Origin of the sequence: Pseudomonas sp. E6002 (assembly GCF_013385565.1) — a bacterium.
In the GTDB taxonomy this organism is placed as follows: Bacteria; Pseudomonadota; Gammaproteobacteria; order Pseudomonadales; family Pseudomonadaceae; genus Aquipseudomonas.
Map to the genome: position 1 here is coordinate 173045 of NZ_JACAPT010000022.1, position 26236 is coordinate 199280.

At 61.7% G+C, this 26236-nt stretch carries 23 protein-coding genes and 1 pseudogene; 7 read left to right on the top strand and 17 right to left on the bottom strand.

Annotated elements, in window-relative coordinates:
- Positions 1-68: 68 nt before the first annotated feature.
- Entirely contained in the window at positions 69-1094 is a 1026-nt protein-coding gene (locus HX815_RS17840; RefSeq protein WP_008439094.1) for an extracellular solute-binding protein, read from the top strand.
- Positions 1094-2659 carry an iron ABC transporter permease gene (locus HX815_RS17845; protein WP_177028645.1) on the top strand — a complete coding sequence of 522 codons (1566 nt, stop codon included), beginning with the start codon at positions 1094-1096 and terminating at the stop codon, positions 2657-2659. Before HX815_RS17840 ends, HX815_RS17845 begins: the two co-directional genes overlap by 1 nt.
- Positions 2660-2767: 108 nt before the next feature.
- Here the strand turns inward: HX815_RS17845 and HX815_RS17850 are convergent, their stop codons facing one another.
- From HX815_RS17850 to HX815_RS17905, 12 genes are all read right to left on the bottom strand, one after another.
- A complete protein-coding gene (locus tag HX815_RS17850; RefSeq protein WP_008439098.1) occupies positions 2768-4702 on the bottom strand; it encodes a methyl-accepting chemotaxis protein in 1935 nt (644 codons plus the stop codon).
- A gap of 139 nt (positions 4703-4841) precedes the next feature.
- Positions 4842-6131, bottom strand: a complete 1290-nt coding sequence (locus tag HX815_RS17855) for an adenylosuccinate synthase (RefSeq protein WP_003217505.1) — start codon at positions 6129-6131, stop codon at positions 4842-4844.
- A 54-nt stretch (positions 6132-6185) separates the two neighbouring features.
- Complete coding sequence (locus HX815_RS17860) at positions 6186-7373, bottom strand: ATP phosphoribosyltransferase regulatory subunit (protein WP_177028646.1); 1188 nt, start codon at positions 7371-7373, stop codon at positions 6186-6188.
- A 301-nt stretch (positions 7374-7674) separates the two neighbouring features.
- Positions 7675-8541 carry a protease modulator HflC gene (gene hflC, locus HX815_RS17865; protein WP_003217510.1) on the bottom strand — a complete coding sequence of 289 codons (867 nt, stop codon included), beginning with the start codon at positions 8539-8541 and terminating at the stop codon, positions 7675-7677.
- On the bottom strand, positions 8541-9716 hold the full coding sequence (gene hflK, locus HX815_RS17870; RefSeq protein ID WP_177028647.1) for an FtsH protease activity modulator HflK: 1176 nt from the start codon (positions 9714-9716) through the stop codon (positions 8541-8543). Before hflK ends, hflC begins: the two co-directional genes overlap by 1 nt.
- Before the next feature lie 96 nt (positions 9717-9812).
- Positions 9813-11114, bottom strand: coding sequence for a ribosome rescue GTPase HflX (gene hflX, locus HX815_RS17875; protein ID WP_003217514.1), 1302 nt, complete (start codon positions 11112-11114; stop codon positions 9813-9815).
- Between the two features lie 12 nt (positions 11115-11126).
- Entirely contained in the window at positions 11127-11390 is a 264-nt protein-coding gene (gene hfq, locus HX815_RS17880; protein WP_003217515.1) for an RNA chaperone Hfq, read from the bottom strand.
- Between the two features lie 93 nt (positions 11391-11483).
- Positions 11484-12455 (bottom strand): tRNA (adenosine(37)-N6)-dimethylallyltransferase MiaA, encoded by a 972-nt coding sequence (gene miaA / locus HX815_RS17885; RefSeq protein ID WP_177028648.1) that lies wholly within the window; start codon positions 12453-12455, stop codon positions 11484-11486.
- Entirely contained in the window at positions 12455-14353 is a 1899-nt protein-coding gene (gene mutL / locus HX815_RS17890) for a DNA mismatch repair endonuclease MutL (protein WP_173883027.1), read from the bottom strand. Before mutL ends, miaA begins: the two co-directional genes overlap by 1 nt.
- Positions 14354-14367: 14 nt before the next feature.
- Complete coding sequence (locus HX815_RS17895) at positions 14368-15801, bottom strand: N-acetylmuramoyl-L-alanine amidase (RefSeq protein ID WP_202948682.1); 1434 nt, start codon at positions 15799-15801, stop codon at positions 14368-14370.
- A 3-nt stretch (positions 15802-15804) separates the two neighbouring features.
- Positions 15805-16275: a tRNA (adenosine(37)-N6)-threonylcarbamoyltransferase complex ATPase subunit type 1 TsaE gene (tsaE, locus tag HX815_RS17900; RefSeq protein WP_003217524.1), complete on the bottom strand. Its 471-nt coding sequence runs from the start codon at positions 16273-16275 to the stop codon at positions 15805-15807.
- Positions 16263-17123 carry an NAD(P)H-hydrate dehydratase gene (locus tag HX815_RS17905; RefSeq protein WP_003217526.1) on the bottom strand — a complete coding sequence of 287 codons (861 nt, stop codon included), beginning with the start codon at positions 17121-17123 and terminating at the stop codon, positions 16263-16265. The genes tsaE and HX815_RS17905 overlap by 13 nt, the downstream gene beginning before the upstream one ends.
- A 62-nt stretch (positions 17124-17185) precedes the next feature.
- On the opposite strand from HX815_RS17905, the gene queG reads away from it, so the two are divergent.
- A complete protein-coding gene (queG, locus tag HX815_RS17910; RefSeq protein ID WP_003217527.1) occupies positions 17186-18268 on the top strand; it encodes a tRNA epoxyqueuosine(34) reductase QueG in 1083 nt (360 codons plus the stop codon).
- Here queG and HX815_RS17915 read toward each other — a convergent pair.
- Both HX815_RS17915 and orn read right to left on the bottom strand, forming a co-directional pair.
- The gene (locus HX815_RS17915) at positions 18247-18861 is read right to left on the bottom strand and encodes a trimeric intracellular cation channel family protein (protein WP_003217528.1); all 615 of its coding nucleotides are present in this window, start codon (positions 18859-18861) and stop codon (positions 18247-18249) included. The genes queG and HX815_RS17915 overlap by 22 nt on opposite strands.
- A gap of 208 nt (positions 18862-19069) precedes the next feature.
- Positions 19070-19612, bottom strand: coding sequence for an oligoribonuclease (gene orn, locus HX815_RS17920; protein ID WP_003217529.1), 543 nt, complete (start codon positions 19610-19612; stop codon positions 19070-19072).
- Positions 19613-19718: 106 nt separating this feature from the next.
- On the opposite strand from orn, the gene rsgA reads away from it, so the two are divergent.
- Positions 19719-20750, top strand: a complete 1032-nt coding sequence (rsgA, locus tag HX815_RS17925; RefSeq protein WP_177028649.1) for a small ribosomal subunit biogenesis GTPase RsgA — start codon at positions 19719-19721, stop codon at positions 20748-20750.
- A 2-nt stretch (positions 20751-20752) separates the two neighbouring features.
- Here the strand turns inward: rsgA and HX815_RS31955 are convergent.
- The 3 genes and pseudogenes from HX815_RS31955 to motA all read right to left on the bottom strand — a co-directional run.
- A pseudogene (locus tag HX815_RS31955) lies at positions 20753-20884 on the bottom strand (outer membrane lipoprotein carrier protein LolA); the annotation flags it as partial.
- 20 nt (positions 20885-20904) lie between these two features.
- Positions 20905-21927, bottom strand: a complete 1023-nt coding sequence (gene motB, locus HX815_RS17930) for a flagellar motor protein MotB (RefSeq protein WP_003217531.1) — start codon at positions 21925-21927, stop codon at positions 20905-20907.
- Positions 21928-21930: 3 nt separating this feature from the next.
- The gene (gene motA, locus HX815_RS17935; RefSeq protein ID WP_003217532.1) at positions 21931-22782 is read right to left on the bottom strand and encodes a flagellar motor stator protein MotA; all 852 of its coding nucleotides are present in this window, start codon (positions 22780-22782) and stop codon (positions 21931-21933) included.
- 166 nt (positions 22783-22948) lie between these two features.
- Here motA and HX815_RS17940 point away from each other — a divergent pair, with 166 nt between their 5' ends.
- The 3 genes from HX815_RS17940 to asd are packed head-to-tail and all read left to right on the top strand — an operon-like array spanning position 22949 to position 26235.
- Positions 22949-24484 (top strand): HDOD domain-containing protein, encoded by a 1536-nt coding sequence (locus HX815_RS17940; protein ID WP_177028650.1) that lies wholly within the window; start codon positions 22949-22951, stop codon positions 24482-24484.
- A gap of 58 nt (positions 24485-24542) precedes the next feature.
- Positions 24543-25358, top strand: a complete 816-nt coding sequence (locus HX815_RS17945; RefSeq protein ID WP_102367974.1) for a rhodanese-like domain-containing protein — start codon at positions 24543-24545, stop codon at positions 25356-25358.
- A 16-nt stretch (positions 25359-25374) separates the two neighbouring features.
- A complete protein-coding gene (gene asd / locus HX815_RS17950; protein WP_177028651.1) occupies positions 25375-26235 on the top strand; it encodes an archaetidylserine decarboxylase in 861 nt (286 codons plus the stop codon).
- The last annotated feature ends 1 nt before the right edge of the window (position 26236 follow it).

The following is a 26236-nucleotide window of genomic DNA, read 5'->3' on the forward strand; positions in this document are numbered from 1 at the left end:
CCGCACTTGAGAAGTTTTATCGTTTATCCTTGTAAGGATTTGTTGCACTCAAGTGAGGAAAACCCCGGATGATGATCCGCGATACCCGTCTCAAGACATCCCTTCTGCGTGGCCTGACCATCACTCTGCTCGGCCTGACCCTGCTCTCGCCCGCTGCCTATTCTGCCGACAAGGTTGCACTGACCTTGTACAACGGCCAACACAAGGAGGTCGGCGATGAACTTGCCAAGGCCTTCGAAGCCAAGACCGGCATCCACGTCAATGTGCGCAAGGGCAGCAGCAACCAGCTGGCCAGCCAGGTCGTCGAAGAAGGTGACCGCTCCCCTGCCGACGTGATCTACACCGAAGAATCGCCGCCGCTGAATAAACTCGGCGAGCAAGGCCTGCTGGCAACCATCGACGCCAGCACCCTCGACGTCCTGCCGAAGGAATACGTGGCCGCCAACGGCGCCTGGATGGGCGTAACCGCACGCACCCGCGTCGTGGCCTTCAACCCGAAGCTGATCGCCGAGAAAGACCTGCCCAAGTCGGTACTGGATTTCGCCGGGCCCGAGTGGCAAGGCAAGGTCGGTTTCGTGCCCACCAGCGGCGCGTTCCAGGAACAAGCCGTAGCGATCATCAAGCTGCACGGTCGCGAAGCGGCTGAAGAGTGGCTGACCGGCCTGCGCGCTTTCGGCAAGGTCTACAGCAACAACATGGTTGCGCTCAAGGCCGTGGAAAATGGCGAAGTCGCCACCGTGCTGGTGAACAACTACTACTGGTTCGCCCTGAAGAAAGAAAAAACCAACCTGGATTCGCAGCTGCACTACTTCACCAACGGCGATGCCGGTGGCCTGATCACCGTGTCTGCCGCGGCTGCACTGAAATCCAGCAAGCATCCAAAGGAAGCCCAGCAACTGCTGGCATTCATGGCCAGCGAAGAAGGCCAGCGGGTGATCACCAACACTTCCGCCGAATACCCGCTGCGCAAGGGCATGGAATCCAACCGCGGACTCAAGCCTTTCAGCGAGCTGCAACCGCCGAAAGTCACCCCTGCCGACCTGGGCAACGCCGAAGAAGCCCTGGAACTGGAACGTGACGTTGGCTTGAACTGATGAACCCATCGCTCCCCGCCCCCGCCTTGCGCGGGGGTTTTACGCCGAGACGCAAACGCCCTTCGATCTGGTTGCTGCTACCAGTCCTGCTGCTGGTAGGCCTGAGCCTGTTGCCGCTGGCATATGTCGGCCTCAAGGCCTGGCAGGCAGGATGGGCCGAGGCGGTGCGTTTGCTGTGGCGACCCTATGTATTCGGGTTGCTGCGCAACACCCTGGCGCTGATGGTCGGCGTCACCGTGGCCTGCGGCGTGATCGGCTTGTCCCTGGCCTGGCTGCTGGAACGCAGCAACCTGCCGGGGCGGCGGATCTGGGGAGTGATCCTGTGCCTGCCGTTCGCGGTGCCAGCGTTTGTCAGCAGCTTTACCTGGGTTTCGTTAAGCGCCAACTTTGAAGGGTTGGGCGGAGCGATCCTGGTGATGACCCTGTCCAAATACCCACTGGTGTTTCTGCCGGTGGCGGCAACCCTGCGCAATCTTGATCCATCCCTGGAAGAATCGGCCCGCACCCTCGGACTGAATCGCTGGGGCGTATTCTTTCGCATCACCTTGCCGCTGCTGTGGCCGTCGCTGCTGGCCGGGGCACTGTTGATTGCCCTGCATATGCTGGTGGAGTTCGGCGCGCTGTCGATCATCGGCTTGCAGACGTTTACCACCGCGATCTACCAGCAATTCGAGCTGGAGTTCAGCAACGCCAATGCGGCGATGCTCTCGGCGGTGCTGCTGGTGATGTGCCTGACGCTGCTCTGGCTGGAGCTGCGGGTGCGCGGCAAGGGCCGACACGTGCGTACCGGCCAGGGCGCGGCGCGGCATGCCGAACAGGTTCGACTCGGCAAATGGGCGGCGCTGGGGCAGCTGTATTGCCTGCTCCTGGCGATCATCGGCAGCGGCATTCCACTGGGCATGCTCGGTTATTGGCTGGCAGTGGGCAGTTCGGCGGCATTTCCGATAGCCGAGATCAGCGAGGCGCTGCTTTCTTCGTTGGCGCTATCCCTGGGCGGCGCCGCGCTTTGCCTGTTGTTTGCCGTGCCGGTGGGCTTGCTGGTGGTGCGCTACAAGGGCCAGCTCGCACTGTGGGCCGAGCGCCTGCCGTACCTGCTGCACGCCCTGCCCGGCCTGGTGATTGCGCTGACACTGGTGTATTTCGCCCTGCATTACGTGCCGGCGCTGTATCAAACGTCGGCGTTGCTGCTGATCGCTTATGCGCTGCTGTTTTTGCCCCTGGCCCAGGCGCCGATCCGCACGGCGCTGAACAAGGCAGCACCACAGCTGGAAGAGGCGGCGAGAACGCTGGGCGCGTCGTCGTTCAGTGCGTTTTGCCGGGTGACGCTGCCGATTATTTTCCCGGCATTGGGGGCGGCGTTTGCGCTGGTATTCCTGGATGCGATGAAGGAATTGACGGCGACATTGCTGCTTAGTCCTACCGGGCTGAACACCTTGGCAACTGCCGTGTGGGCGCACACCTCGAATGTGGAATTCGCGGCAGCGGCGCCCTATGCGGCATTGTTGATTTTGGTGTCGGGACTGCCGGTGTATTTGCTTACGACGCGGATGTACCTGAGCCGCTGAAATTGCTTTCGCGAGCAAGCCCGCTCCCACATTTGCTCGCATTCCAGAAGTGGAACTCGGTCGAATGTGGGAGCGGGCTTGCTCGCGAAAGGGCCGCACCAGGCGACATCAAGCCCGGAACTGCCCCAAGCTCGCCTTCAACTGCGCAGCCAACCCATCCAGCACTTTGCCACTGGCTGTAGTCTCTACCACCGCCTGCGCCGCTCGCTCAGCCTGGGCATGAATGATCTCGACTCGCCCACGCACCGCATGCGCACCCTGCGCCTGATGCTCAGCCGCCCGCGTCGCCAGGCCAATCGCTGCATGCACCTGCTCCACCGAGGCCTGCACCGACTGCTGCAGGCGCACGCTGTCGCGTAATACCAGCAAACCTTCGCTGGCCTGGCGCCCGGCCTTGCCGATGGTTTCCACAGCCTCACGGGCGCCTTGCTGCAAGGCCACGATGTGGGCCTGGATGTCGCCGGTAGAACTCTGGGTTTTACTGGCCAGGGCGCGAACCTCGTCCGCCACGACCGCAAAGCCGCGCCCGGTCTCACCGGCTCGCGCCGCCTCAATAGCCGCGTTGAGCGCCAGCAGGTTGGTTTGCTCGGCAATCCCGTGGATCACCGTTAACACCACCTCGATCTGCTCGCTCTGCTGCGCCAGCCGCTCGATCACCTTGGAACCGGCCTGCACCTGCCCCGCCAACGCCTCGATCAAGCTGCCGACTTCGGCTGAAGTGCGGGAATTTTCATCAGTCGCCTGGCGAATATCCACCACCTGCTGCAAGGCCGCCTGCATCGCATGGCTTTCCGCCTGGGCCTCATCCGCCATTTGCGACAGCGCCCGCAGGCTTTCGGCAACCTCATCACGCTGCAAGCCGGCGGCCGCATCGGCACCCGCATTGCGCAGGGTCATCGCGCCGATTTCCACACCGGTACGCTGGGCCACATCACCGGCTTCACGCACGATCGGCTGCAACTTATCCACAAAGCGATTGACCGCCGAGGCCATGTCGCCGATTTCGTCCCGGCTGTTGATTTGCACACGCTTGGTCAGGTCGCCCTCGCCTGCCGCCAGATCGTCCATCGCTGCAATCAGCAGCTTCAGGCGATTGACCACCCGACGGCCGAGCACTACAGCAATCAACAGCAATACACCAAAACCTACCACCGCCAGGCCCATGCCGATGCGCCAGCGCAAGGTGCCCGCCGCCTCTTGCACGGCGCTGGTGGTATTGGCGGTCATCTGGGTGGCGGTGGCTTGCGCCGACTGCAAACGCGCGCCCATGGCCGCCGCGCTGTCAGCCGCGGCACCCTTGAGGCTGTCGCCCACCAACTGGTCACCGCTGGCAATCAGTGCAGCAAAACGCTTGTCCAGCGCGGCCAGGTCAGCCTCGACCGAGGCAGTCGAAACCCCCATGCGGACCTTGCCGATCTCTACGCCATTGGGGCTGATGGACGCTTCGACGTAGAACACCGAGGGATCATTCTTCGCCGCATCCAGCACTTTATCCAGGGCACGTTCGCCCTTGCCCTTTTCCAGCAGCGCCTGGTTGATCGGGTTCTCACGGTTGAGGTAACGGGTCAGGTGCTCGCCAGCCGCGTCGTCATACACCACAAACAACACGTTGGGATTGCGCTGGGCTCTGCGGGCAAACTCAGACAGCGTCGGCACGTCGCTGTCCCACATGGCGCGCGGCGCCACCGAGGCGAGCAGTTGCGCCATGTCATTGGCAGAGTCCTGCAGGTCTTTTTCCAGGGTCGCACGCAGTTGCTTCTGCTCTTCCTGCAGGCGCGTGGAAAGCCCCGCCGTCAGACGCTGGCGCGTGCTGGAAGACAGACTGTCCAGGCTGGATGTCACTTCCTTGCCGGCTTGCGCCAACTCGCCGGACAGTTTCTGGCTGTCGACGCCCAGGCGATTGCCCAAATCAGCTTCCAATGCAGTGACGGTGCTTCGCGTCAGGGCGACGGCCACCAGTACTTGCACCAAAAGAGCGATACCTAGGGTAACGAACACCGGCCGCAACAGCCGGCTTTGTAACAATGAGAGAACGGCAGACACTGGGAATCCCTCCACCACGGGTGCCATTAATTTGATAGCACCGCGAAAGAAAGAACCATAGCAAGGGTCGTGCCGTTTACCAGGCGGAAACGACAAAGGGCTCCCGAAGGAGCCCTTTGCTTTTTACATCAACAGCTTATTAAGCGAACGGGTGACGCAGAACGATGGTCTCGTTGCGGTCCGGGCCCGTCGAAATAATGTCGATTGGCGCACCGATCAGCTCTTCAACGCGCTTGATGTAAGCACGAGCGTTGGCTGGCAGTTCTTCCAGGGTCTTGGCGCCCACGGTCGATTCGGTCCAGCCTGGCACTTCTTCGTACACAGGCTGCAGGCCTACGTAGCTGTCCGCGTCAGTCGGGGCAACGTCCTTGCCTTCCGCATCCTTGTAGCCGATGCAGATGTTGATGGTTTCCAGGCCGTCGAGTACGTCCAGCTTGGTCAGGCAGATGCCCGAGATGCTGTTCACATCGATAGCGCGACGCAGGATAACGGCGTCGAACCAGCCACAACGGCGGGCACGGCCGGTCGTCGCGCCGAACTCGTGGCCTTGTTTGGCCAGGTGCGCGCCGACGTCGTCGAACAGTTCAGTCGGGAATGGACCCGAACCTACACGCGTGGTGTATGCCTTGGTGATGCCGAGGATGTAGTCCAGGAACATCGGGCCAACGCCCGAACCCGTCGCAACGCCGCCAGCGGTGGTGTTGGAACTGGTGACGTACGGGTAGGTGCCGTGGTCGATGTCCAGCAACGAGCCCTGGGCGCCTTCGAACATGATGTCTTTGCCGGCGCGACGCAGGTCGTGCAGCTCGGCAGTCACGTCCAGCATCAGCGGCTTGAGCAGCTCGGCGTATTCCTTGCACTCGGCCAGGGTCTTTTCAAACTCGATGGCCGGCTCTTTGTAGTAACCCACCAGCATGAAGTTGTGGTAATCCACCAGTTCACGCAGCTTGTCTTCAAAGCGCGGCATGTTGAGCAGGTCGCCCACACGCAGGCCACGACGTGCAACCTTGTCTTCGTAGGCCGGGCCGATGCCGCGACCGGTCGTGCCGATCTTCAGCTCGCCACGGGCCTTTTCACGGGCCTGGTCCAGCGCAACGTGGAAGGACAGGATCAGCGGGCAGGAAGGGCTGATACGCAGGCGCTCGCGCACTGGCACGCCTTTCTCTTCCAGCTTGGTGATCTCGCGCAACAGGGCGTCAGGTGCAACCACCACGCCGTTGCCGATCAGGCACTGCACGCCTTCGCGCAGTACACCCGACGGGATCAGGTGCAAGACGGTTTTTTCGCCATCGATGACCAGGGTGTGGCCAGCGTTGTGGCCACCTTGGTAGCGCACTACGGCGGCAGCATGTTCGGTCAGCAGATCAACGATCTTGCCTTTGCCCTCATCACCCCATTGGGTGCCCAGGACTACGACATTCTTACCCATAACACTTGTCCTCATTCGCGCAAACTTGGTGCCGGCAGTGGCCGGCAGGAAAACTCAAGAAGCCAGTGGCGATACTTGCCAAAGCCCGTTCTGCTGAATCAATTGCCGGTCGCAGTCCGCTTCACGGGCGGCGGCCAATGGCTGCCCAGGCAAGGCCTGGACCACACGCTGACCCTCACTGCGCAACTGGCAAACCTGCTGCCAGAGTGCTGCGTCCGTACTGTCGGGCATCCAGATACCGCCAGACGGCAGTTCGACCTCAGCACGCCCCAGGGTCACCAGGGTCTTCAAATCGGTGGAAAAACCGGTCGCCGGACGAGCGCGACCGAAGTCGGCGCCGATATCGTCGTAACGACCGCCCTGGGCGATGGCCTGGCCAACACCCGGGACAAACACCGCGAACACCACACCGGTGTGGTAGTGGTAGCCGCGCAACTCACCCAAATCAAAATACAGCGGCAACTGCGGGAAGCGCGCAGACAACTGCTCGGCAATCGCCAGCACATCGTCCAGGGCCGCCAATACATCAGCCGGCGCATTCGCCAGGCGATCACGGGCGGCGGTCAGTACTTCACGGCCGCCACACAGATCCACCAGCGCACGCAGCATGCCGGCCAGGTCGGCAGGCACGCTCGCCGTCAGGGCAATCACTTCATCGATGGCCTTGCGCTGCAAGGCATCGAACAACTGTTGTTCCACTTCACCCGACAAGCCGGCCGCACGGGCCAGGCCGCGGTAGATACCGACATGCCCAAGGTCCATGTGCACATCCGGCACATCGGCCAATTGCAGCATGGCCAGCATCAGGCTGATGACTTCCACGTCGCTGCTCGGGCTCGCATCACCGTACAACTCGGCGCCCAACTGGATCGGGCTGCGGGACGACGACAACGCACGCGGTTGCGCATGCAGCACGCTGCCGGCGTAGCACAGGCGGCTTGGCCCTTCGCGACGCAGGGTGTGCGCATCAATGCGCGCTACTTGCGGCGTGATGTCGGCACGAAAGCCCATTTGCCGGCCCGATTGCGGGTCGATGACCTTGAAGGTGCGCAGATCCAGGTCCTGGCCCGCGCCGGTCAGCAGGGATTCCAGGTACTCGATATGCGGAGTCACGACAAACTCGTAACCCCAGCTCTGGAACAGATCCAACACCTGGCGGCGCGCGATTTCAATGCGCGCAGCTTCTGGTGGCAGTACTTCTTCGATGCCATCTGGCAGCAGCCAGCGGTCTACCGTTGCCATTACGCCATTCCCCTATGATCCGGGCGGCCAGCCCTCGGGCGAGCCTTGAGTGAAGCAGAAAATACCCGGCCCCTGCATAAACCACGCGCAAGAGCGACGTGACGAACGACCAACAATCGGCCTCGTCGGGCACTTTCCTCGAAAAACCTGTGGCGCCTGCGGAGCAAAACCACAATCAAACATGCAGACGCAAAAAAGCCGGGAATTTCCCGGCTGCCGCATCATACACCCGTTTTCTGAAAGGATCACCCCGCCCGGCATTTTAGCCGCCCGACGGAGTGATTCTCAGACTACATGCGGGTTACTTGGACTTTTCCAGGTAGCGGAAGAAATCGCTACTTGGGTCCAGCACCATGACGTCGGTTTTGTTCGCGAAGCTTTCACGGTAGGCACGCAGGCTACGGTAGAACGCGTAGAACTCCTGATCCTGGCCATAGGCCTTGGCGTAGATCGAAGCGGCTTGAGCATCACCATCACCACGGGCCTCTTCAGACTCGCGATAGGCTTCAGCCAACAGTACGCGACGCTGACGGTCGGCATCCGCGCGGATCCCTTCTGCCAGTTCGTTACCCTTGGCGCGGTGCTCACGAGCCTCGCGCTCACGCTCGGTGCTCATACGCTCGAACACGCTGCGGTTCACTTCCTTCGGAAGGTCGATGGCCTTGACCCGAACATCGATCACCTCGATGCCCAGCTCTTTTTCCGCCATCGCATTCAACGAACGCGTGATGTCCGCCATCAGCGCGTCACGTTCACCGGATACCACCTCGTGCAGGGTGCGCTTACCAAACTGGTCACGCAGGCCCGATTCCAGACGGCGCGACAAACGCTCGTCGGCAATCTGCTTGAGGCCGGAGGTCGCGGTGTAGAAGCGCTCGGCATCCTTGACGCGCCACTTGGCGTAGGCGTCAACCATCACAGCTTTCTTTTCCAGGGTCAGGAAGCGTTGTGTCGGTGCATCCAGGGTCATCAGGCGGCCGTCGAACTTGCGCACCTGGTTGACGTAGGGGACTTTCACATGCAGGCCCGGCTGGACATCCGCCTGGACCACGCGACCGAATTGCAGCAACACCGCGCGCTCGGTCTGAGACACGATATAGAAGCAGTTCCAGGCAGCGATGACCACGACGACGCCCACAATCAGGGCGGTCAGCGATTTATTGCTCATCAACGACTCTCCCTGGTACGTGTTTGCTGTTGCAGCAGGTCAGCGGCCGCACGGGCGCTCGCTTCGTTGGCAGCAGCATTGGGACCGGTAGCCGGTGCGCTGGTGCTGCTACGACCACCTTCGATCATCTTGTCCAGCGGCAGGTACAGCAGATTGTTCTGCCCGCCCTTGCTGCCGGTCACGAGAACCTTGCTGGTGTTGCTGAAGACTTCCTGCATGGTGTCCAGGTACAGACGCTCACGGGTGACTTCCGGTGCCTTGCGGTACTCGGCCACCAGCTTGGTGAAACGATCTGCCTCACCCTTGGCGCGGGAGACCACTTCGTCGCGGTAACCGTTGGCATCCTCAAGGATGCGCTGGGCCTGGCCACGGGCTTCCGGCACCACGCCGTTGGCGTAGGTTTCAGCCTGGTTGCGCGAACGCTGCTCGTCTTCACGGGCACGGATCACGTCATCGAAGGCTTCCTGCACTTCACGCGGTGCCGCTGCGCTCTGTACGTTGACCTGGGTCACGGTGATACCGGTGCGGTACGTGTCGAGGAACCGTTGCAGGCGCTCCTTGATTTCGCTGGCCATCAATTCACGGCCTTCAGTCAGCACCTGGTCCATTGCGGTGGAACCCACCACGTGGCGCAGGGCGCTTTCGGTCGCATGTTGCAGGCTGATCTCCGGCTGGTCGACGTTCAGCACGAAGTCCTGCAGGTTGCTGATCTTGTACTGCACGGTCAGCGGCACTTCGACGATGTTCTCGTCTTCGGTCAGCATCTGGCCCTGCTTGGTGTAGGCACGCTCACGCGTGACGTTTTCCATGTACTTCTTGTCGATCGGCGGGAAGTAGATGTTCAGGCCAGGGCCGACAGTCTCGTAGTACTTGCCGAAGCGCAGCACCACGGCTTGCTCCTGCTCGTCCACCACATAGACGGCGCTGTACAGCCAGACGGCCGCCAGCACGACGAGGCCGATGCCGAGCAGGCCGTAACCACCGCCCTTGCTCGTACGACCGCCTTCGTCACCACCACGTTTTTTTCCACCACCGAACAACCCATTCAGGCTTTCCTGCAGCTTTCGGAAGGCCTCGTCGAGATCTGGTGGCCCCTTGCGGTCGCCATTATTGCGGCGTTTACCACCCCAAGGATCCTGATTATTCGAGTTGCCACCCGGCTCATTCCAAGCCATAGCGCTCTCCATCTGATAAAGCAAAGACGCACCCACGGCGCGCCGACCAATGCTACAGAATGCCTGTCACAGCGGCACAACCGCTTTCTCAGGCTTTTATTGCAAAGTGTGTTGTTCGATGAACTCTGTCGGCACAACGCCTTCACGGCTGACCAGCCGATTCAGCTCCGAGCGCGGCAATCGAACGGCCAGCAAGCTGACACCTTCTTCGTCGTGTTCTTCTTTCTGTACCGCGCCCAGCTCGAAAAACTGTGCACGCAGTCGAGCAAAACGCTGCGGCAAGCGCAAGGTGCCGACGAACAAATCGCTGCCCAACAGCTCGGCAATGGCTTGTTCAAGCAATTCCAGGCCACTGCCATCACGCGCCGACAGCCAGACCCGCTGGGGCTTGCCGTTTTCGTCGCGCTGGATTTGTGGCTCAACGCCTTCAAGCAAATCGAGTTTGTTATAGACCTCGAGGATCGGCAAGTCCTGGGCACCAATCTCGCCCAGCACCACCATGACCTGTTCAATCTGCAACATGCGATCCGGTTCGGCCGCATCGATCACGTGCAACAGCAGGTCGGAATTGCTCGACTCTTCGAGCGTAGACCGAAATGCCTCGACCAGCTTGTGGGGCAAGTGACGAATGAAACCCACGGTATCGGCCAGGACAATCGGCCCCAGGTCGTCCAGTTCCAGACGGCGCAAGGTCGGGTCGAGGGTCGCGAACAGTTGGTCGGCCGCGTACACGTCCGATTTCGTCACGTTGTTGAAGAGTGTGGATTTGCCGGCGTTGGTATAGCCCACCAGGGAAACGGTCGGGATATCCGCACGCATACGGCCACGTCGCGATTGTTCGCGCTGGCTGCGCACCTTCTCCAGGCGGCCCTTGATCTGTCGCAGGCGGACCCGCAGCAGACGCCGGTCGGTTTCCAGCTGGGTTTCACCCGGGCCGCGCATGCCGATGCCGCCACCCTGGCGCTCAAGGTGAGTCCAGCCACGAACCAGCCGGGTGCTCATGTGGTCAAGCTGGGCCAGTTCTACCTGGAGCTTGCCTTCATGGGTACGGGCGCGTTGAGCGAAAATATCGAGAATCAGACCCGTGCGGTCGATCACGCGACACTCGAAAACTCGTTCGAGGTTACGTTCCTGACTGGGCGTGAGGATGTGATTGAAAATCACCAGATCGGCCTTTTCGGCGTGGACCAGGTCGCGCAGTTCCTCGACCTTGCCGCTGCCGATCAGGAATTTGGCGGTTGGCCGATGACGCGGCACGTTAAAAAACGCGACGGTCTCGGCGCCGGCCGAATTTGCCAACTCCTGAAACTCCTGCGGATCTTCGCGCGCCTCAGGGTCCTGTCCATCCAAGTGAACGAGGATTACTCGCTCACCACCACCGTGGCGCTCAAAGAACAAAGGAGACTCCTATCAGGCGTTACCTGGTGCAGGCTCGGCGTCACCCTGTTCTTCGGTTGCGCTAGGCAGACGAATTGGACGAACCGGCACTACGGTCGAGATAGCGTGCTTGTAAACCATTTGGCTTACGGTGTTTTTCAGCAGGATCACGAACTGGTCGAACGACTCGATCGTACCTTGCAGCTTGATACCGTTGACCAGATAGATGGAAACCCCAACTTTCTCTTTACGTAAAGTATTCAAGTAAGGGTCTTGTAGCGAATGCCCTTTTGACATGTGCCGCACTCCTTTAAGGATCAATAATAAAAATCGGAAAATAGATAGCTCATGGCCGTCACACCCCCAAGGATAGACGGCAATTGCAAGGACTCAGCTCAATATGGAGACCGTTCCCAAGTATTTCAAGGCGCGTGACAGATTGTCGCTGTCCAGGCTGTCCAGCCAGTGCAAATCGCTCCAACTGCGCAACCAGGTGAACTGACGCTTCGCCAATTGGCGCGTGGCAATGATGCCGCGCTCCTGCATTTCGGCTGACGTCAGCTTGCCATCCAGATGATCCCAGACTTGGCGGTAGCCTACAGCACGTATCGAAGGCAGCCCTGGATGCAGGTCACCTCTTGAACGCAGTGCTACGACCTCCTCCACAAACCCCTGTTCCAACATAATTGTGAATCTTTGTGCAATTCGTTCATGCAGCACCTGGCGATCCGTCGGAGCGATGGCCAGATTCGCCACAGTATAGGGCAATTGTGAGTGTCCCGAGGCGCCTGCTTCAGCACTTTGCGCAGTTTGTTTCAGCCTGTGTTCAGTCATGGTCTGGCCACTGACCCGCCAGACTTCCAACGCTCGCGTCAGGCGCTGGGGGTCATTGGGATGAATTCGCGCGGCGGAAACCGGATCCACAATGGCCAACTGATCGTGCAAGGCCTGCCAGCCAAGGCGCGCAGCCTCTTCTTCAAGTTCGGCGCGCACCTGTGGATCAGCTGGCGGCATATCAGCCAGACCTTCCTGCAAGGCCTTGTAGTAGAGCATCGTGCCGCCGACCAGCAGCGGAATCTTGCCCCGCGCGGTGATATCGGCCATGGCGGCCAGCGCATCGGTGCGAAAATCCGCCGCCGAATAGCTCTCGCTGGGATCAATAATGTCGATCAACCGGTGCGGATACTGGGCCAGCAGCTCTTTTGAAGGTTTGGCAGTGCCGATGTCCATGTCCCGGTAAACCAGTGCAGAGTCGACACTGATCAACTCGCACGGCAAGACCTTGGTCAGCTCGATGGCCAGGTCGGTCTTGCCGGCGGCCGTCGGGCCCATCAGGAAGATTGCGGGGGGCAAGGCACTCATCAACGGCCGCGCAAGAACAGTTTGTCCAGGTCGTCCAGGCCCATCTGGGTCCAGGTCGGGCGGCCATGGTTGCACTGGCCGCTGCGCTCGGTGTTTTCCATGTCCCGCAGCAGGCCGTTCATTTCCGGCAAGGCCAGCCGGCGGTTGGCGCGGATGGCGCCGTGACAGGCCATGGTGCCGAGCAGTTCATTGATGTGGGCCTGGATCCGGTCACTGGTGCCGTATTCCATCAGGTCCGCCAGGACGTCGGCCACCAGCCGGTTGGCCTCTGCCTGCTTGAGCAAAGCCGGAATCTGGCGGATAGCGAGGGTTTCCGGCCCCAGGCGTTGCAACTCAAAGCCCAGCTTCTGGAACACGCTGACGTGCTCTTCGGCGCAATCCGCTTCCCGCTGGCTGACCGCCAGGGATTCCGGCACCAGCAGCGGCTGACCGCTCAGGCCTTCGCTGGCCATGGCGATCTTCAGGCGCTCGTACATGATCCGCTCGTGGGCGGCGTGCATGTCCACCAACACCAGGCCATGGGCGTTTTCCGCAAGAATATAGATACCCTTGAGCTGTGCCAGCGCGTAACCCAACGGCGGCACGTCGCCCTGGCCTTCCGGCAACGCGGCAGCACCTGGCTCGGCGCCGGGCAGCGGCGCGAAAAACTCGCGATAGGCCGCCTGGGCCTCGGCCACCGGCACCGCCGATTGCGGACGCGGGGTGTACTGGTATTGATAACCGGCGCCGGCGCCTGAGCCTGGTGCGGTATAGCTCGGCTGGGCTTGCGGCGATTGCAGCAGGTTGGCCGCCAGGCTCATTTCGCCCTGAGGCCCGAACTCGCCGGCTTCCGGCCCTGAAGGACGGACAACAGCCGTGACAATCGGCGCCGCCAGGTGATCATCCGGCCGCACATCGCCCAAGGCGCGGTGCAGGGTGCCGTAAAGAAAGTCGTGGACCATGCGACCGTCACGGAAGCGCACTTCGTGCTTGGTCGGGTGCACGTTGACGTCGACCACCGACGGGTCGACCTCGAAAAACAGCACAAACGTCGGATGCCGCCCGTTGAACAGCACGTCGCGATACGCCTGGCGCACCGCGTGGGCCACCAGCTTGTCGCGCACCGCCCGGCCATTCACGAAGAAATACTGCATGTCCGCCTGGCTACGGGAGAAAGTCGGCAAACCCACCCAACCCCACAGTCGCAGGCCATTGCGTTCGATCTCGATCGGCAGCGCCTGCTCCAGGAACCCCGCGCCGCAGATGGCCGAGACACGCCGCGCACGGGCCGCATCATCATGGGCCTCGTGCAGGCTGAGGATGGTCTTGCCGTTGTGGCGCAGGTGGAAAGCCACATCAAACCGCGCCAGGGCCAGGCGCTTGATGACTTCCTGCAGGTGATCGAATTCGGTTTTTTCGGCCTTGAGGAATTTACGCCGGGCCGGGGTGTTGAAGAACAGGTCGCGCACTTCCACCGAGGTGCCCACCGGATGTGCCGCCGGCTGGACCCGGGGCGCCATGTCGCGGCCTTCGGTTTCAACCTGCCAGGCCTGATCGGCGTCGCGGGTGCGGGACGTCAGGGTCAGGCGAGCCACCGAGCTGATGGAAGCCAGGGCCTCACCACGAAACCCGAGGCTCATCACCCGTTCCAGGTCTTCCAGGTCGCGAATCTTGCTGGTGGCGTGACGGGCCAGGGCCAGCGGCAGGTCATCGGAGGAAATCCCGCTGCCGTCGTCGCGCACTCGCAGCAGCTTGACGCCGCCTTGCTCAACATCGACATCAATGCGCCTGGCGCCGGAGTCGATACTGTTTTCCAGCAACTCCTTGATCACCGACGCTGGCCGCTCGACCACCTCACCCGCCGCGATCTGGTTGGCGAGACGCGGGCTTAGCAGCTCGATGCGCGAGGTATTGCTCAAGACTGTTTCGCTCATTATTGCGCCGCCAGTTCAGTGCCCGGGATGGTCAACACCTGGCCGACCTTCAATTCATCGGTCTTGAGGTTGTTGGCACTGCGCAAGGTTGCCGCTGACACCTGGAAGCGCACCGCCAGCATCGCCAGGGTGTCGCCCGGCTGCACGCGATGGTCACGCGGGCCCTGGGCGATTTTCCCGGAGTCACGCAGCCAGGCTATATAAGTGCCCGGCGGCGGGTTCTGCTGGAAGAACTGGCGAACACCGGCGCTGATGGACCGCGCCAACGCCTGCTGGTGGCTGGCCGAGGCCAGTTTCGAAGCTTCGTTGGAGTTGGAGATAAACCCGGTTTCCACCAGGATCGACGGAATATCCGGCGACTTGAGCACCATGAACCCGGCCTGTTCCACGCGCTGTTTGTGCAGCGAGGTGACGCGACCAATGTTGCTCAGGACTTTCTGCCCCACGTTCAGGCTGGAGGTCAGCGAGGCAGTCATCGACAGATCGAGCAATACGCCAGCGAGCATCTTGTCCTTGTCGTCGAGGGATACGTTGCCAGCCCCGCCGATCAAGTCGGAACGGTTTTCACTGTCCGCCAGCCAGCGGGCGGTCTCGGACGTAGCGCCGCGATCAGACAGGGCAAACACCGAGGCACCAAACGCCGCGGCCGAAGGTGCGGCGTCGGCGTGGATCGAGACGAACAGGTCGGCGCCCTTCTTGCGGGCGATTTCGGTACGGCCACGCAGCGGAATAAAGTAGTCGCCGGTCCGGGTCAGCTCGGCGCGGTAGCCTTTCATGCCATTGATCTGGCGCTGCAGTTCGCGGGCGATAGCCAGTACTACGTCTTTTTCATGCTGGCCGCGCGAGCCCGAGGCACCCGGGTCTTCGCCGCCGTGACCGGCATCGATGACCACGATAATGTCACGTTTGCCCGCCGGAGCCGGTGGCAGCGGCGGCAATTTGACCTGGGGTTGCGACTGGTTGACCGGCACCGCAGGTATCGTCGCGACGCTTGGAGTTGGCGCAGGCGGCGGCGCGGCATCGGCGGCGTTGTCGAACAGGTCGACCACCAGCCGGTTGCCATACTGCGCGTTGGGCGCCAGCACGAAGCTTTTCGGGGTCACGGCCTTTTTCAGGTCGATGACCACCCGCAGGTCGGTCGGCGTACGCTGGGCCGAGCGCATCGCGGTAATCGGGGTATTGGCCATGGCGACTTTCAACGGCGCGGCCAGGGTCGCACCGTTGATATCAATCACCAGGCGATCAGGCGCCGTGAGGGTGAAGACGCTGTGCTGAACCGGGCCAGACAGGTCGAATACCAGTCGCGTGTTATCCGGTGCCCGCCACAGGCGAACACTTTTCACCTGTGAGGCCGCCAGTGCATTGAAAGTCATTGCCGCAAGCAACACCCCTACGACAGTAACCAACGCGCGAAAGCGCATACCTAACCCCATCAATTATTTGAATTCCAATGCCAAGGCGGCGCACCACGACTCGCCGCGCGCGCTCTGGGACAACAACTTCAGCTGACGTCCTTGCTTATGCGGGGTAATGGTAATGGTCAGGTCCGGCTTTGGCAAAAAGCCTGTGCCTTTATCTGGCCACTCGATCAGGCACAAGGCGTCCTCATCGAAGTAATCACGAATGCCCATGTATTCCAGTTCTTCCGGGTCCACCAGGCGATACAGGTCGAAGTGGAACGCTCGTACGTCACCGATTTCGTAGGGTTCTACCAAGGTGAACGTAGGGCTTTTCACAGCACCCGCGTGCCCCAACCCGCGAATGATGCCCCGGGACAAGGTGGTTTTTCCGGCGCCGAGATCGCCTTCCAGAAAGATCAGCCCTGAGCCTTGAGTGACCCGGGCAATACGGTTGCCCAAGGCGACCATGGCGTCTTCATCAGGCAGGAAAAGGACTACTTCAGACACGGCGATTGCTCCTCCAGCAACTGACGAATGGCAGGAATCAGGTCACTGGCGGCCAGCCCGCGACCGTAGGTACCCTGGCGATCTCCGGCAGTGGCATGCAGCCAGACCGCCAGGCAGGCGGCATCAAATGCCGGCATGCCTTGCGCCAGCAAAGCACCGACCAGGCCGGCCAACACATCGCCAAGGCCAGCGGTTGCCATTGCAGGATGGCCCTGATCGCAGCGGGCAACCCGACCGTCCGGGCTGGCGATCAAGCTGCCGGCGCCCTTGAGGATGGCCACCGCATTGAATTTCTGACTCAAGGCGCGCGCCACGTTAAGGCGGTCGGCCTGAACCTCGGCTGTCGAAATACCCATCAAGCGGGCCGCTTCGCCAGGATGCGGAGTGATCACGCAATTGGCCGGCAAGCTGACGCTGCCCGCCGCCAGCAGGTTCAAGGCATCGGCGTCCCAGACTTGCGGCTGCCTGGCATTGGCCGCTACCGACAGCAGGCTTTTGCCCCAGGAGACCTCGCCCAGGCCCGGGCCGATGACGATCACGGAAATCTTTTCCAGCAGGCCCATCAATTGATTGGCCGAGTGCACGCCCACCGTCATCACTTCCGGCAACCGCGCCAGCGCCGCACCGACGTGTTCGCTACGGGTCGCCAGGGAAACCATGCCGGCACCACTGCGCAGGGCACTTTCAGCACTGAGCAAGGCGGCGCCGCCAAAACCTCGGTCGCCGCCGATCAGCAATACATGGCCGAACTGGCCTTTATGGGCGTCCGGGGAACGCGCAGCGAGTTGCGGCAATTGGCCGGGCAACAGGTGCTGAACGTCGGGTATTTCGTGTTTTGTCTGCGGCATGCGTCTTCAAGCTCCGATGTCTGGCAGAATTATACGCATCTAACCTGCGGTTTCTCTTGTTCATGCCTGCTATTACCTACGACCTGCCCGCCCTCGCCCAATCGATCAAAGACTGGGGCCGCGAGCTGGGCTTTCAACAAGTGGGCATCAGCGGCCTCGACCTCGCCGAGCATGAACAGCACCTGCAACGCTGGCTCGACGCCGGCTACCACGGCGAAATGGACTACATGGGCGCCCACGGCAGCAAGCGCTCACACCCGGAGGAGCTGGTACCCGGCACCTTGCGCGTGGTCTCACTGCGCATGGACTACTTGCCGGGCGACACCCAAATGGCCCAACTGCTGGCCAAACCCGAAAAAGCCTACATCTCCCGCTACGCCTTGGGCCGCGACTACCACAAGCTGATCCGCAAGCGCGTGCAGCAACTGGCCGACCGCATCCAGGCGCAAATCGGCCCGTTCGGCTTCCGCGCCTTTGTCGACAGCGCCCCCGTGCTGGAAAAAGCCATCGCCGAGCAAGCCGGGCTCGGCTGGATCGGCAAGAACACCTTGGTACTCAATCGCAAGGCGGGCAGTTACTTCTTCCTGAGCGAGCTGTTTGTCGACCTGCCGTTGCCGGTCGACCCACCCCACGCCACCGAACATTGTGGCCGCTGCACCGCCTGCCTGGATATCTGCCCTACCAACGCCTTCGTCGGGCCCTACGTGCTGGACGCCCGGCGCTGCATTTCCTACCTGACCATCGAGCTGAAAAGCGCGATCCCCGAAGAACTGCGCCCACTGATCGGCAATCGGGTATTCGGCTGCGATGACTGTCAGATCGTTTGCCCGTGGAATCGTTTCGCGCGGCCTACCGACGAAGGCGATTTCAAGCCACGGCACAATCTGGATAACGCAGAGCTCGCCGAGTTGTTTATGTGGGACGAGGACAAATTCCTCAGCAGCACCGAAGGTTCTCCCCTGCGCCGCGCCGGCTATGAGCGCTGGCTGCGCAACCTGGCGGTGGGCCTGGGCAATGCGCCATCAAGCATTCCGGTGCTGGAAGCGCTGAAGGCGCGTCGGGAATACCCCTCGGAACTGGTGCGCGAACATGTGGAATGGGCGCTGAACCAGCACGCCGAACGTCAGTGCACGTCGTCGTTGTAGACGAACTTGGGCATTTCCCAGTGAAAACGGATCGCCAGCAGGCGCAATAGAAAGCCGCTGAACAGCGTCAGCAGGATCGATTGCTCACTTGGCAGCTCAAGGTAGATGCACAGCATGTAGAACCAGGCGGCCAGGAACGACACGCTGGCGTACAGCTCGCGGCGGAAGATCAACGGAATGTCGTTGCAGAAGATATCCCGCAGGATGCCGCCGAATACCCCGGTGATCACACCGCTGACTGACGCCACCAGCATGCCGTGGCCCATTTCCAGGGCGGTCATGCTGCCGATCAGGGTGAAGGCCACCAGGCCCACGGCGTCCAACGCGAGGAACAGCGACCGCAGGTGGCGCATCAATGGAGCGATGAAGATGGTCACCAGGGCCGCGACGGAGGTCAGCACCAGGTACTCCGGGTGTTTGACCCAGGTCAGCGGGTAGTGGCCGAGCAACACGTCACGCACCGAACCGCCGCCCAGCGCCGTCACGCAGGCGATCAGCACCACACCGAACCAGTCCATCCCGCGCCGCCCGGCGGACAAGGCGCCCGTCATGGCTTCGGCGGTGATGGCGATGAGGTAGAGCATCAGCAGCATGGTGGCGATCCTTGCAAAGAGGCGCGCAGTCTAATCATTTGGTGATGGCACCAAAAGGGGGCGAGCGCTGAAGAGTTTAAAGCTCTTGCTGATGTGGTGAGGGCGCTCGCTCCCGTTGGACTGCGCAGCAGTCCCATTTTTCAGGGCCGCTTCGCAGCCCAGCGGGAGCAAGCTCCCTCGCCACAAAAACGCCTCACCACGCCTCAAGTCAGAACTTGATGAAATGCTTGCGGTAATGCTGCAGCTCGGCAATCGACTCGCGAATATCGTCCAGCGCCAGGTGGGTGCTGCCCTTGTGGAAGCTGTCTTTGACTTCCGGCGCCCAGCGCGCGGCCAGCTCCTTCAAGGTCGACACGTCCAGGTTGCGGTAGTGGAAGTAGCTTTCCAGCGCCTTCATGTGGGTATAGAGAAAGCGGCGGTCCTGGCAAATGCTGTTGCCGCAGATCGGCGACTTGCCCTTGGGCACCCACTTTTCCAGGAAGGCGATGGTTTCGGCTTCAGCCTCGGCCATGCTCACGCGGCTGTCGCGCACACGCTGGGTCAGGCCCGAGTTGCCGTGGGTGCGGGTGTTCCACTCGTCCATGGTGGCCAGCACCGCGTCGCTGTGGTGAATGGCGATCACCGGACCTTCGGCCAAGGTGTTGAGGTTGCTGTCGGTGACAATGGTCGCCATCTCGATGATGACGTCGGTGTCAGGGTTCAGACCGGTCATTTCCAGATCGATCCAAATCAGGTTCTGTGGGTTTTGCATGTCGTGGTTCCTTGGCACCTTGGCGTAGCTGCGCAGTTTAGCAGGCAGGGCGTGCTAGACTCGCGACCGTTTCACCTAACCTTTGCATTATCGACACGGAACACCAATGGCCAAACGCCAGCTCAACCGTCGCCAAAACTGGCGCATCGAAAAGATTCAGGGCGAACGCGCTGCCCGCGCCGCCAAACGTGAATCCTCCGCCGTGGAAGCGCTTGAGGGCGGCGACCTGGGCCCCGAGCAAACGGGCCTGGTGATCGCGCACTTCGGTGTGCAGGTCGAAGTCGAGGCCACCGAAGGCGATCACGCCGGCCAGGTGTTCCGTTGCCACCTGCGCGCCAACCTGCCTGCGCTGGTGACCGGCGACAAGGTGGTATGGCGTGCCGGCAACCAGGGCATCGGCGTGATCGTCGCCCAGTTGCCGCGCACCACCGAACTGCGTCGCCCCGACAGCCGTGGCCAGCTCAAGCCGGTAGCGGCCAACGTCGACATGATCGTCATTGTCTTCGCGCCACTGCCCGAACCCCATGCCAACCTGATCGACCGCTACCTGGTAGCCGCCGAACACGCCGGCATTCGCCCGCTGTTGCTGCTGAACAAATTCGACCTGATCGACCAACAGAACGCCCCGGCGCTCAACGCGCTGCTGGCGGTGTACCGCACCCTCGGCTACCCGGTGCTGGAAGTCTCGGCGCATCACGGCAATGGCATGGAACAGTTACAGACTGAACTGGACGGGCGCATCAGCGTGTTCGTCGGCCAGTCGGGTGTGGGCAAGTCGTCCCTGGTCAACAGCCTGTTGCCGGAGGTCGAAACCCGTGTGGGTCCATTGTCGGAGCTGTCCGGCCAGGGCACCCACACCACCACCACCGCGCGATTGTTCCACTTCCCGGGCGGCGGTGAACTGATCGACTCCCCCGGCATCCGTGAATTCGGCCTGGGCCATGTGAGCCGTGCCGATGTTGAAGCGGGCTTTATCGAGTTCAACGACTTGATCGGCACCTGCCGCTTCCGTGACTGCAAACATGACCGCGAGCCGGGTTGCGCCCTGCTCAAGGCACTGGAAGACGGCCGCGTGCAGCAGCAGCGAATGAACAGCTATCGCTCGATCATCGCCAGCTTGCCCGAGACCAGCTATTAACATGTAGGAGCGAGCTTGCTCGCGAAAAGCTTGAGGGCGCCGCGTGCATTCAGAGAGCACGCGTCATCGTTAACGTCCATCGCGAGCAAGCTCGCTCCTACAGGATGTAGCAGATACAAAAAGGCCGCGATCATCGCGGCCTTTTTGTACCTGCTTACGAGCCAGTGGCTGGCTGAGTCGGATCCTTCACACCGCCATCGTCAAACAGGTTCAGCTTCTGTCGCAGCTCATGGGCCGGCAAAGGCTCCTGCTCCGGCGGCAGTGCGTTCGGGTCTGCCGGCACCTCGCCCGGCGCGCCTTCACCCTGGGTCGGTACCGGTGGCGTCGCAGGCGGGTCACCTTCAATTGCACGCTGGGCCTTTTTGGTCAGCACGACGATATCGATGCGTCGGTTGATCGGATTGAACGGATCCTTGGGATCAAACAGCTGCGAGGAAGCAAACCCCACCACCCGTGCCACTTGCGGGTCCGGATAGCTGCCGGCCACCAGTGCACGACGCGCGGCATTGGCCCGGTTGGCCGAGAGCTCCCAGTTGCCGAAGTCGCCCTGGCCTGCATACGGCTTGGCGTCGGTGTGGCCGCTGATGCTGATCTTGTTCGGCACCGCCTTGATGGTGTCGGCCATGGCCAGCAGGATGTCTTCAAAGTACGGCTTCAAGCGTGCACTGCCGGAATCGAACATCGGCCGGTTGGCGGCGTCCGTGATCTGGATGCGCAAGCCATCCGGGGTGATCTCGAAGGAAATCTGGTCCTTGAACTTCAGCAGTTGCGGGTTTTCCTCAACCTTGGTTTGCAGTTCCTGCAGCAGCAATTCCAGGCGTTCCTGCTCGACCTGTTCGGCCATGCTCTCGACGGTGTCGCGCTCGATCGGGATCTTTTCTTGGGGCGAGTCGGTCTTGATTTCCGGGTTGATGGTGCGCTCGGGCGCCAGTTGCGGCGAACCACCGAGGTCGATCACAAAAGGCGTGCCGCTCTCGGAGAAACCGATGGGGTCCTTGAAGTAACCGGCGATGGCGATCTTCTGTTCCGGCGTGGCAGTGGACATCAGCCACAGCACCAGGAAGAACGCCATCATCGCCGTCGCAAAGTCGGCGAAGGCGATTTTCCAGGCGCCGCCATGGTGCCCCGCAGCGAAGCGCTTGACGCGCTTGATGATGATCGGCTGGTTGTTTTCCATGGCTTAGCGACCGCGAACCGCTTGTTCCAGCTCAGCGAAGCTTGGACGGTGCTTCGGATACAGAACCTTGCGCCCGAACTCCACTGCCAACGACGGCGGCATGCCGGAAGCCGAAGCCACCAGGCAGGCCTTGATGGCTTCGTACAGATTCACTTCTTCCTTGGCATCGTGGGCCAGGGACGTGGCCAGCGGGCCGAAGAAACCGTAGGCCGCGAGAATACCGAAGAAGGTACCTACCAGTGCCGCACCTACGTGCATGCCGATGGCTTTCTGGTCGCCTTCACCGAGGGAGGCCATGGTCACCACGATCCCGAGCACCGCGGCAACAATACCGAAACCGGGCATGCCGTCGGCGATGCCGGTCACGGCGTGGGATGGGTGCTCCAGCTCTTCCTTGAGGCTGAACAGTTCCATGTCGAACAGGCCTTCCAGCTCATGGGGCGCCATGTTGCCGGACGACATGATGCGCAGGTAATCACAGATGTAGGCGGTCATGCGCTCGTCTTTGAGCACGGCCGGGTACTTGGCGAAAATCGGGCTCGCCGCGGCGTCCTCGATGTCGCCTTCGATGGCCATCATGCCTTCGCGGCGGCTCTTGTTGAGGATCTCGTAGATCAGCCCCAGCACTTCCAGGTAGAAGGTGTGGGAGAAGCGCGAGCTGAACATGCCCAGCGACTTCTTGATCACGTGCATCGTCATGTAGCCGGGGTTGGCCTGCAGGAATGCGCCGAACGCCGCACCGCCGATAATCAGCACTTCGAAAGGCTGGATCAGCGCCGCAATCTTGCCGTGGGAAAGGACGTATCCGCCGAGCACGCTCGCGATGACGACGATGATGCCGATAATTTTAGCCATAGGGGATGAGTACTTGCGCCGTCGGGTTCAGGGTCATATTCGCAAGAGTTGAAAACTCTTGTTCTACTTATCGGCAAATCTGCGCCAGACTATAGCCCGTTATGGCGAAAAACCAGTTCGGCCCGTCCCGGGCGTGTTGACCGCAAGTGATGATCGCGCCCCAATCATGGCAAATGAAACGACAGTCCCAACTCAAAAACCCGCCACCCTCGCCGCTTGGATAAAGCGCCTGGACGATGTGCTGTTGCCTGTTCCACAGGCGAGCCACGACCGGGTTTGCAAGGCCATCGGCGACAACCGCAGTTCGTTGCGGGATATTGCAGAGCTGATGCAGAACAGCCCGGCGCTGGTGCTGAGCGTGATGCGCGAGGCCAACAACCAGGCCCACGGCAGCCTCGCGGAGCCGGCAGAAAACCTCGAAGTGGCGATCAATCGCCTCGGCCTCAAGCGCACCGAGGAGTTGCTGCGGCGCCTGCCTTCCGTGCCGCTGAATGAGATCCCCGTGGCCCTGCGCCAGCTGCAGATGATCAGCCAGCACGCTTCGCAACAAGCCAGCGGCCTGTTCGCCAGCCGCCTGGCGCGATTATGGCAAGACATTCACTGGGGCAGCCTGCTGTTCCTTTCGCCGCTGTGGCCGATGGCGATTGCCTATCCCAAGCTGCTGGAAGAATGGGAGCTGCGGGTGATCCACAAGGGTGAATCGGCCCGCACAGTCGAACAGGAGCTGTTCGGCGTACGCCTGCTGGACCTGTGCCTCGGGTTGACCAACACCTGGCGCCTGCCGATCTGGGTATCTCAGGGTTATACGTTACTGCTGACGGAACAACGCTTGCTGGTCAAGGCGCTGAGCATTGCCCGTGAAGACGAGCCGTTGCGCCAACAGCAGTTGCTGGATGCCGACCCGAACCTGCGCCGCTGGCTGAACCAGCCGGCCAACACTGTGCTGTTGGCCAACGGCCTGGCGCTGGCGGCGCAGGAGTCCTGGACCTGCCCGCACACCCAGCGCTGGCAATACCTCACTGCGCTTTACCTTCAACAACCGTTGGCCGAAGTGCAGCAACAGTCCCACCAACACGCGGCGATCAGCGCCCGCAGCACCCTGATGCGCGACCTGTGGCACCCGGCGCTGTCGTTGATCTGGCCATGGGATGTGCAGCGCGTTCACCACGGCTTGCTGCCGGCCCCCCCGCCCACCGCCGAAGCCCTGGCGATCTGGCGCAAGCGCTGCACCGAATTGCTCGTAGAGCCGAGCCGCTTTGCCAATGCCATGCACCTGACCACCTGCGCCAAGGAAGCCCTCGTGGCCTGCGGCATGCAACGGGTGATGCTGCTGATGGCGGACAAAACCCTGAGCACCTTGCGTGTGCATCAAGTCGACGGCCTGCCGAAGGACGCCGACCACATGAGCCTCGACGTGGCGCAAAGCACCCTGCTGCAACGCCTGCTGGCCAAGTCTGCCCAGGTGCGCCTCAACCCCGACAACCACGCCCAGTTCTCGGCACTGCTGCCGCCGGAACTGCGCCGCCTGTTCAAGGGCGAACACCTGCTGCTGCGCTCCCTGAGCTGCAATGGCCGGGTGGTGATGCTGATGGTGGCCGACCAGGGCGGCGGGCCGTTCTCGGAAACCACCGTGCAGGCCTTCGGCAAAACCGCCCAATGCATCGAAAAGGCCCTGCACAGCTTTACCAACCGCAGTGCCTGACGCTTGCGCTACAATCGCCCTCCCTTAGCGCCCAATTTTTATGCCCAGGAGACCTCACATGCCTGACTTCTCTGGCTTGCCGCTGGTCATCGAGGCCAGTGACCTGCTCGGTCGCCTCGATGCCGAACACCTGATCCTGGTGGACCTCACCAGCGCTGCGCGTTACGCCGAAGGGCATATCCCCGGCGCACGTTTCGTTGATCCAAAACGCACTCAACTGGGCCAGCCACCAGCGCCGGGCCTGCTGCCGGGCAAGGCCGATCTTGAAAAGCTGTTCGGCGAACTGGGCCACACCCCGGATGCCACTTACGTGGTGTATGACGACGAAGGCGGTGGCTGGGCCGGGCGATTCATCTGGATGCTCGACGTCATCGGCCACAAGAAATACCACTACCTCGACGGCGGCCTGCTGGCGTGGCTGGAAGAAAAACACCCAGTGTCCACCGAGGTACCGGCCAGCGCCGGCGGCCCGGTCAGCCTGACGTTGCATGAAGAACCCACCGCCACCCGCGAATACCTGCAAAGCCGTCTCGGCGCTGCCGACCTCGGCATCTGGGACGCCCGTGGCCCGCTGGAATACTCCGGCGAGAAAGTCCTCGCGGCCAAGGGTGGACACATCCCGGGCGCGGTGAACTTCGAATGGACCGCCGGCATGGACAAGGCACGCCAACTGCGCATCCGCCGCGACATGCCGCAGATCCTCGAAGACCTCGGGCTGACCCGCGACAAAGAAATCATCACCCACTGCCAGACTCACCATCGTTCTGGCTTCACCTACCTGGTGGCCAAGGCGCTCGGTTATCCGCGAGTCAAAGGTTATGCCGGTTCCTGGGGCGAATGGGGCAACCACCCCGACACCCCCGTTGAGATTTAAGGTTTAAGGACAGTTAATGAAAAAGCAGTTGTTCATCCTCAGCCAGTACTTGCTGCCCCACCACCTGCTGTCGCGTCTGGCCGGTTGCATTGCCGAATGCCGCGTGCGCTGGTTCAAGAATGCGTTCACCAGCTGGTTTGCCAAGCGTTATCAAGTGGACATGTCCCAGGCCCTGGTTGAAGACGTGACCGCTTACGAGCACTTCAACGCCTTCTTCACCCGCGCACTGAAAGACGGTGCACGCCCGCTGGATCAGACCCCAGGCGCGGTGTTGAGCCCGGCCGATGGCGCGGTCAGCCAGTTGGGCCCGATTGAACATGGCCGGGTGTTCCAGGCCAAGGGCCACAGCTTCAGCGTGCTGGAATTGCTGGGCGGCGATGCGGCGGTGGCTGCGCCGTTCATGGGCGGCGATTTCGCCACTGTTTACCTGTCGCCGAAGGACTACCACCGGGTGCATATGCCATTGGCCGGCACCCTGCGGGAAATGGTTTATATCCCTGGCCGAATCTTCTCGGTGAACCAGACCACGGCCGAAAATGTGCCGGAACTGTTTGCGCGTAACGAGCGTGTTGCCTGCATCTTCGACACCGAACGCGGCCCGATGGCCGTGGTGCTGGTTGGCGCGATGATCGTGGCGTCGATTGAAACGGTTTGGGCAGGCTTGGTAACGCCGCCAAAACGCGAGCTGAAAACCTTCCGTTATGACGAAGCTGCCCGTGGGCCGATCCACCTGGAAAAAGGTGCGGAACTGGGGCGCTTCAAGCTGGGTTCGACGGCAATCGTGCTGTTTGGGCCGGACCAGGTGCAATGGTCGGAAGCACTGTTGGCGGGTTCGCCGGTGCAGATGGGCCAGGGCATGGGTTTGCCGAAAGCCTGAC

Bases quoted from the DNA above. Each gene is read 5' to 3' on its own strand.
- HX815_RS17840 (WP_008439094.1), top strand. From the start codon at position 69: ATGATGATCCGCGATACCCGTCTCAAGACATCCCTTCTGCGTGGCCTG.
- HX815_RS17845 (WP_177028645.1), top strand. From the start codon at position 1,094: ATGAACCCATCGCTCCCCGCCCCCGCCTTGCGCGGGGGTTTTACGCCG.
- HX815_RS17855 (WP_003217505.1), bottom strand. From the start codon at position 6,131: ATGGGTAAGAATGTCGTAGTCCTGGGCACCCAATGGGGTGATGAGGGC.
- HX815_RS17860 (WP_177028646.1), bottom strand. From the start codon at position 7,373: ATGGCAACGGTAGACCGCTGGCTGCTGCCAGATGGCATCGAAGAAGTA.
- hflC (WP_003217510.1), bottom strand. From the start codon at position 8,541: ATGAGCAATAAATCGCTGACCGCCCTGATTGTGGGCGTCGTCGTGGTC.
- hflK (WP_177028647.1), bottom strand. From the start codon at position 9,716: ATGGCTTGGAATGAGCCGGGTGGCAACTCGAATAATCAGGATCCTTGG.
- hfq (WP_003217515.1), bottom strand. From the start codon at position 11,390: ATGTCAAAAGGGCATTCGCTACAAGACCCTTACTTGAATACTTTACGT.
- miaA (WP_177028648.1), bottom strand. From the start codon at position 12,455: ATGAGTGCCTTGCCCCCCGCAATCTTCCTGATGGGCCCGACGGCCGCC.
- HX815_RS17895 (WP_202948682.1), bottom strand. From the start codon at position 15,801: ATGGGGTTAGGTATGCGCTTTCGCGCGTTGGTTACTGTCGTAGGGGTG.
- HX815_RS17905 (WP_003217526.1), bottom strand. From the start codon at position 17,123: ATGCCGCAGACAAAACACGAAATACCCGACGTTCAGCACCTGTTGCCC.
- queG (WP_003217527.1), top strand. From the start codon at position 17,186: ATGCCTGCTATTACCTACGACCTGCCCGCCCTCGCCCAATCGATCAAA.
- HX815_RS17915 (WP_003217528.1), bottom strand. From the start codon at position 18,861: ATGCTGCTGATGCTCTACCTCATCGCCATCACCGCCGAAGCCATGACG.
- orn (WP_003217529.1), bottom strand. From the start codon at position 19,612: ATGCAAAACCCACAGAACCTGATTTGGATCGATCTGGAAATGACCGGT.
- rsgA (WP_177028649.1), top strand. From the start codon at position 19,719: ATGGCCAAACGCCAGCTCAACCGTCGCCAAAACTGGCGCATCGAAAAG.
- motB (WP_003217531.1), bottom strand. From the start codon at position 21,927: ATGGAAAACAACCAGCCGATCATCATCAAGCGCGTCAAGCGCTTCGCT.
- motA (WP_003217532.1), bottom strand. From the start codon at position 22,782: ATGGCTAAAATTATCGGCATCATCGTCGTCATCGCGAGCGTGCTCGGC.
- HX815_RS17940 (WP_177028650.1), top strand. From the start codon at position 22,949: ATGGCAAATGAAACGACAGTCCCAACTCAAAAACCCGCCACCCTCGCC.
- HX815_RS17945 (WP_102367974.1), top strand. From the start codon at position 24,543: ATGCCTGACTTCTCTGGCTTGCCGCTGGTCATCGAGGCCAGTGACCTG.
- asd (WP_177028651.1), top strand. From the start codon at position 25,375: ATGAAAAAGCAGTTGTTCATCCTCAGCCAGTACTTGCTGCCCCACCAC.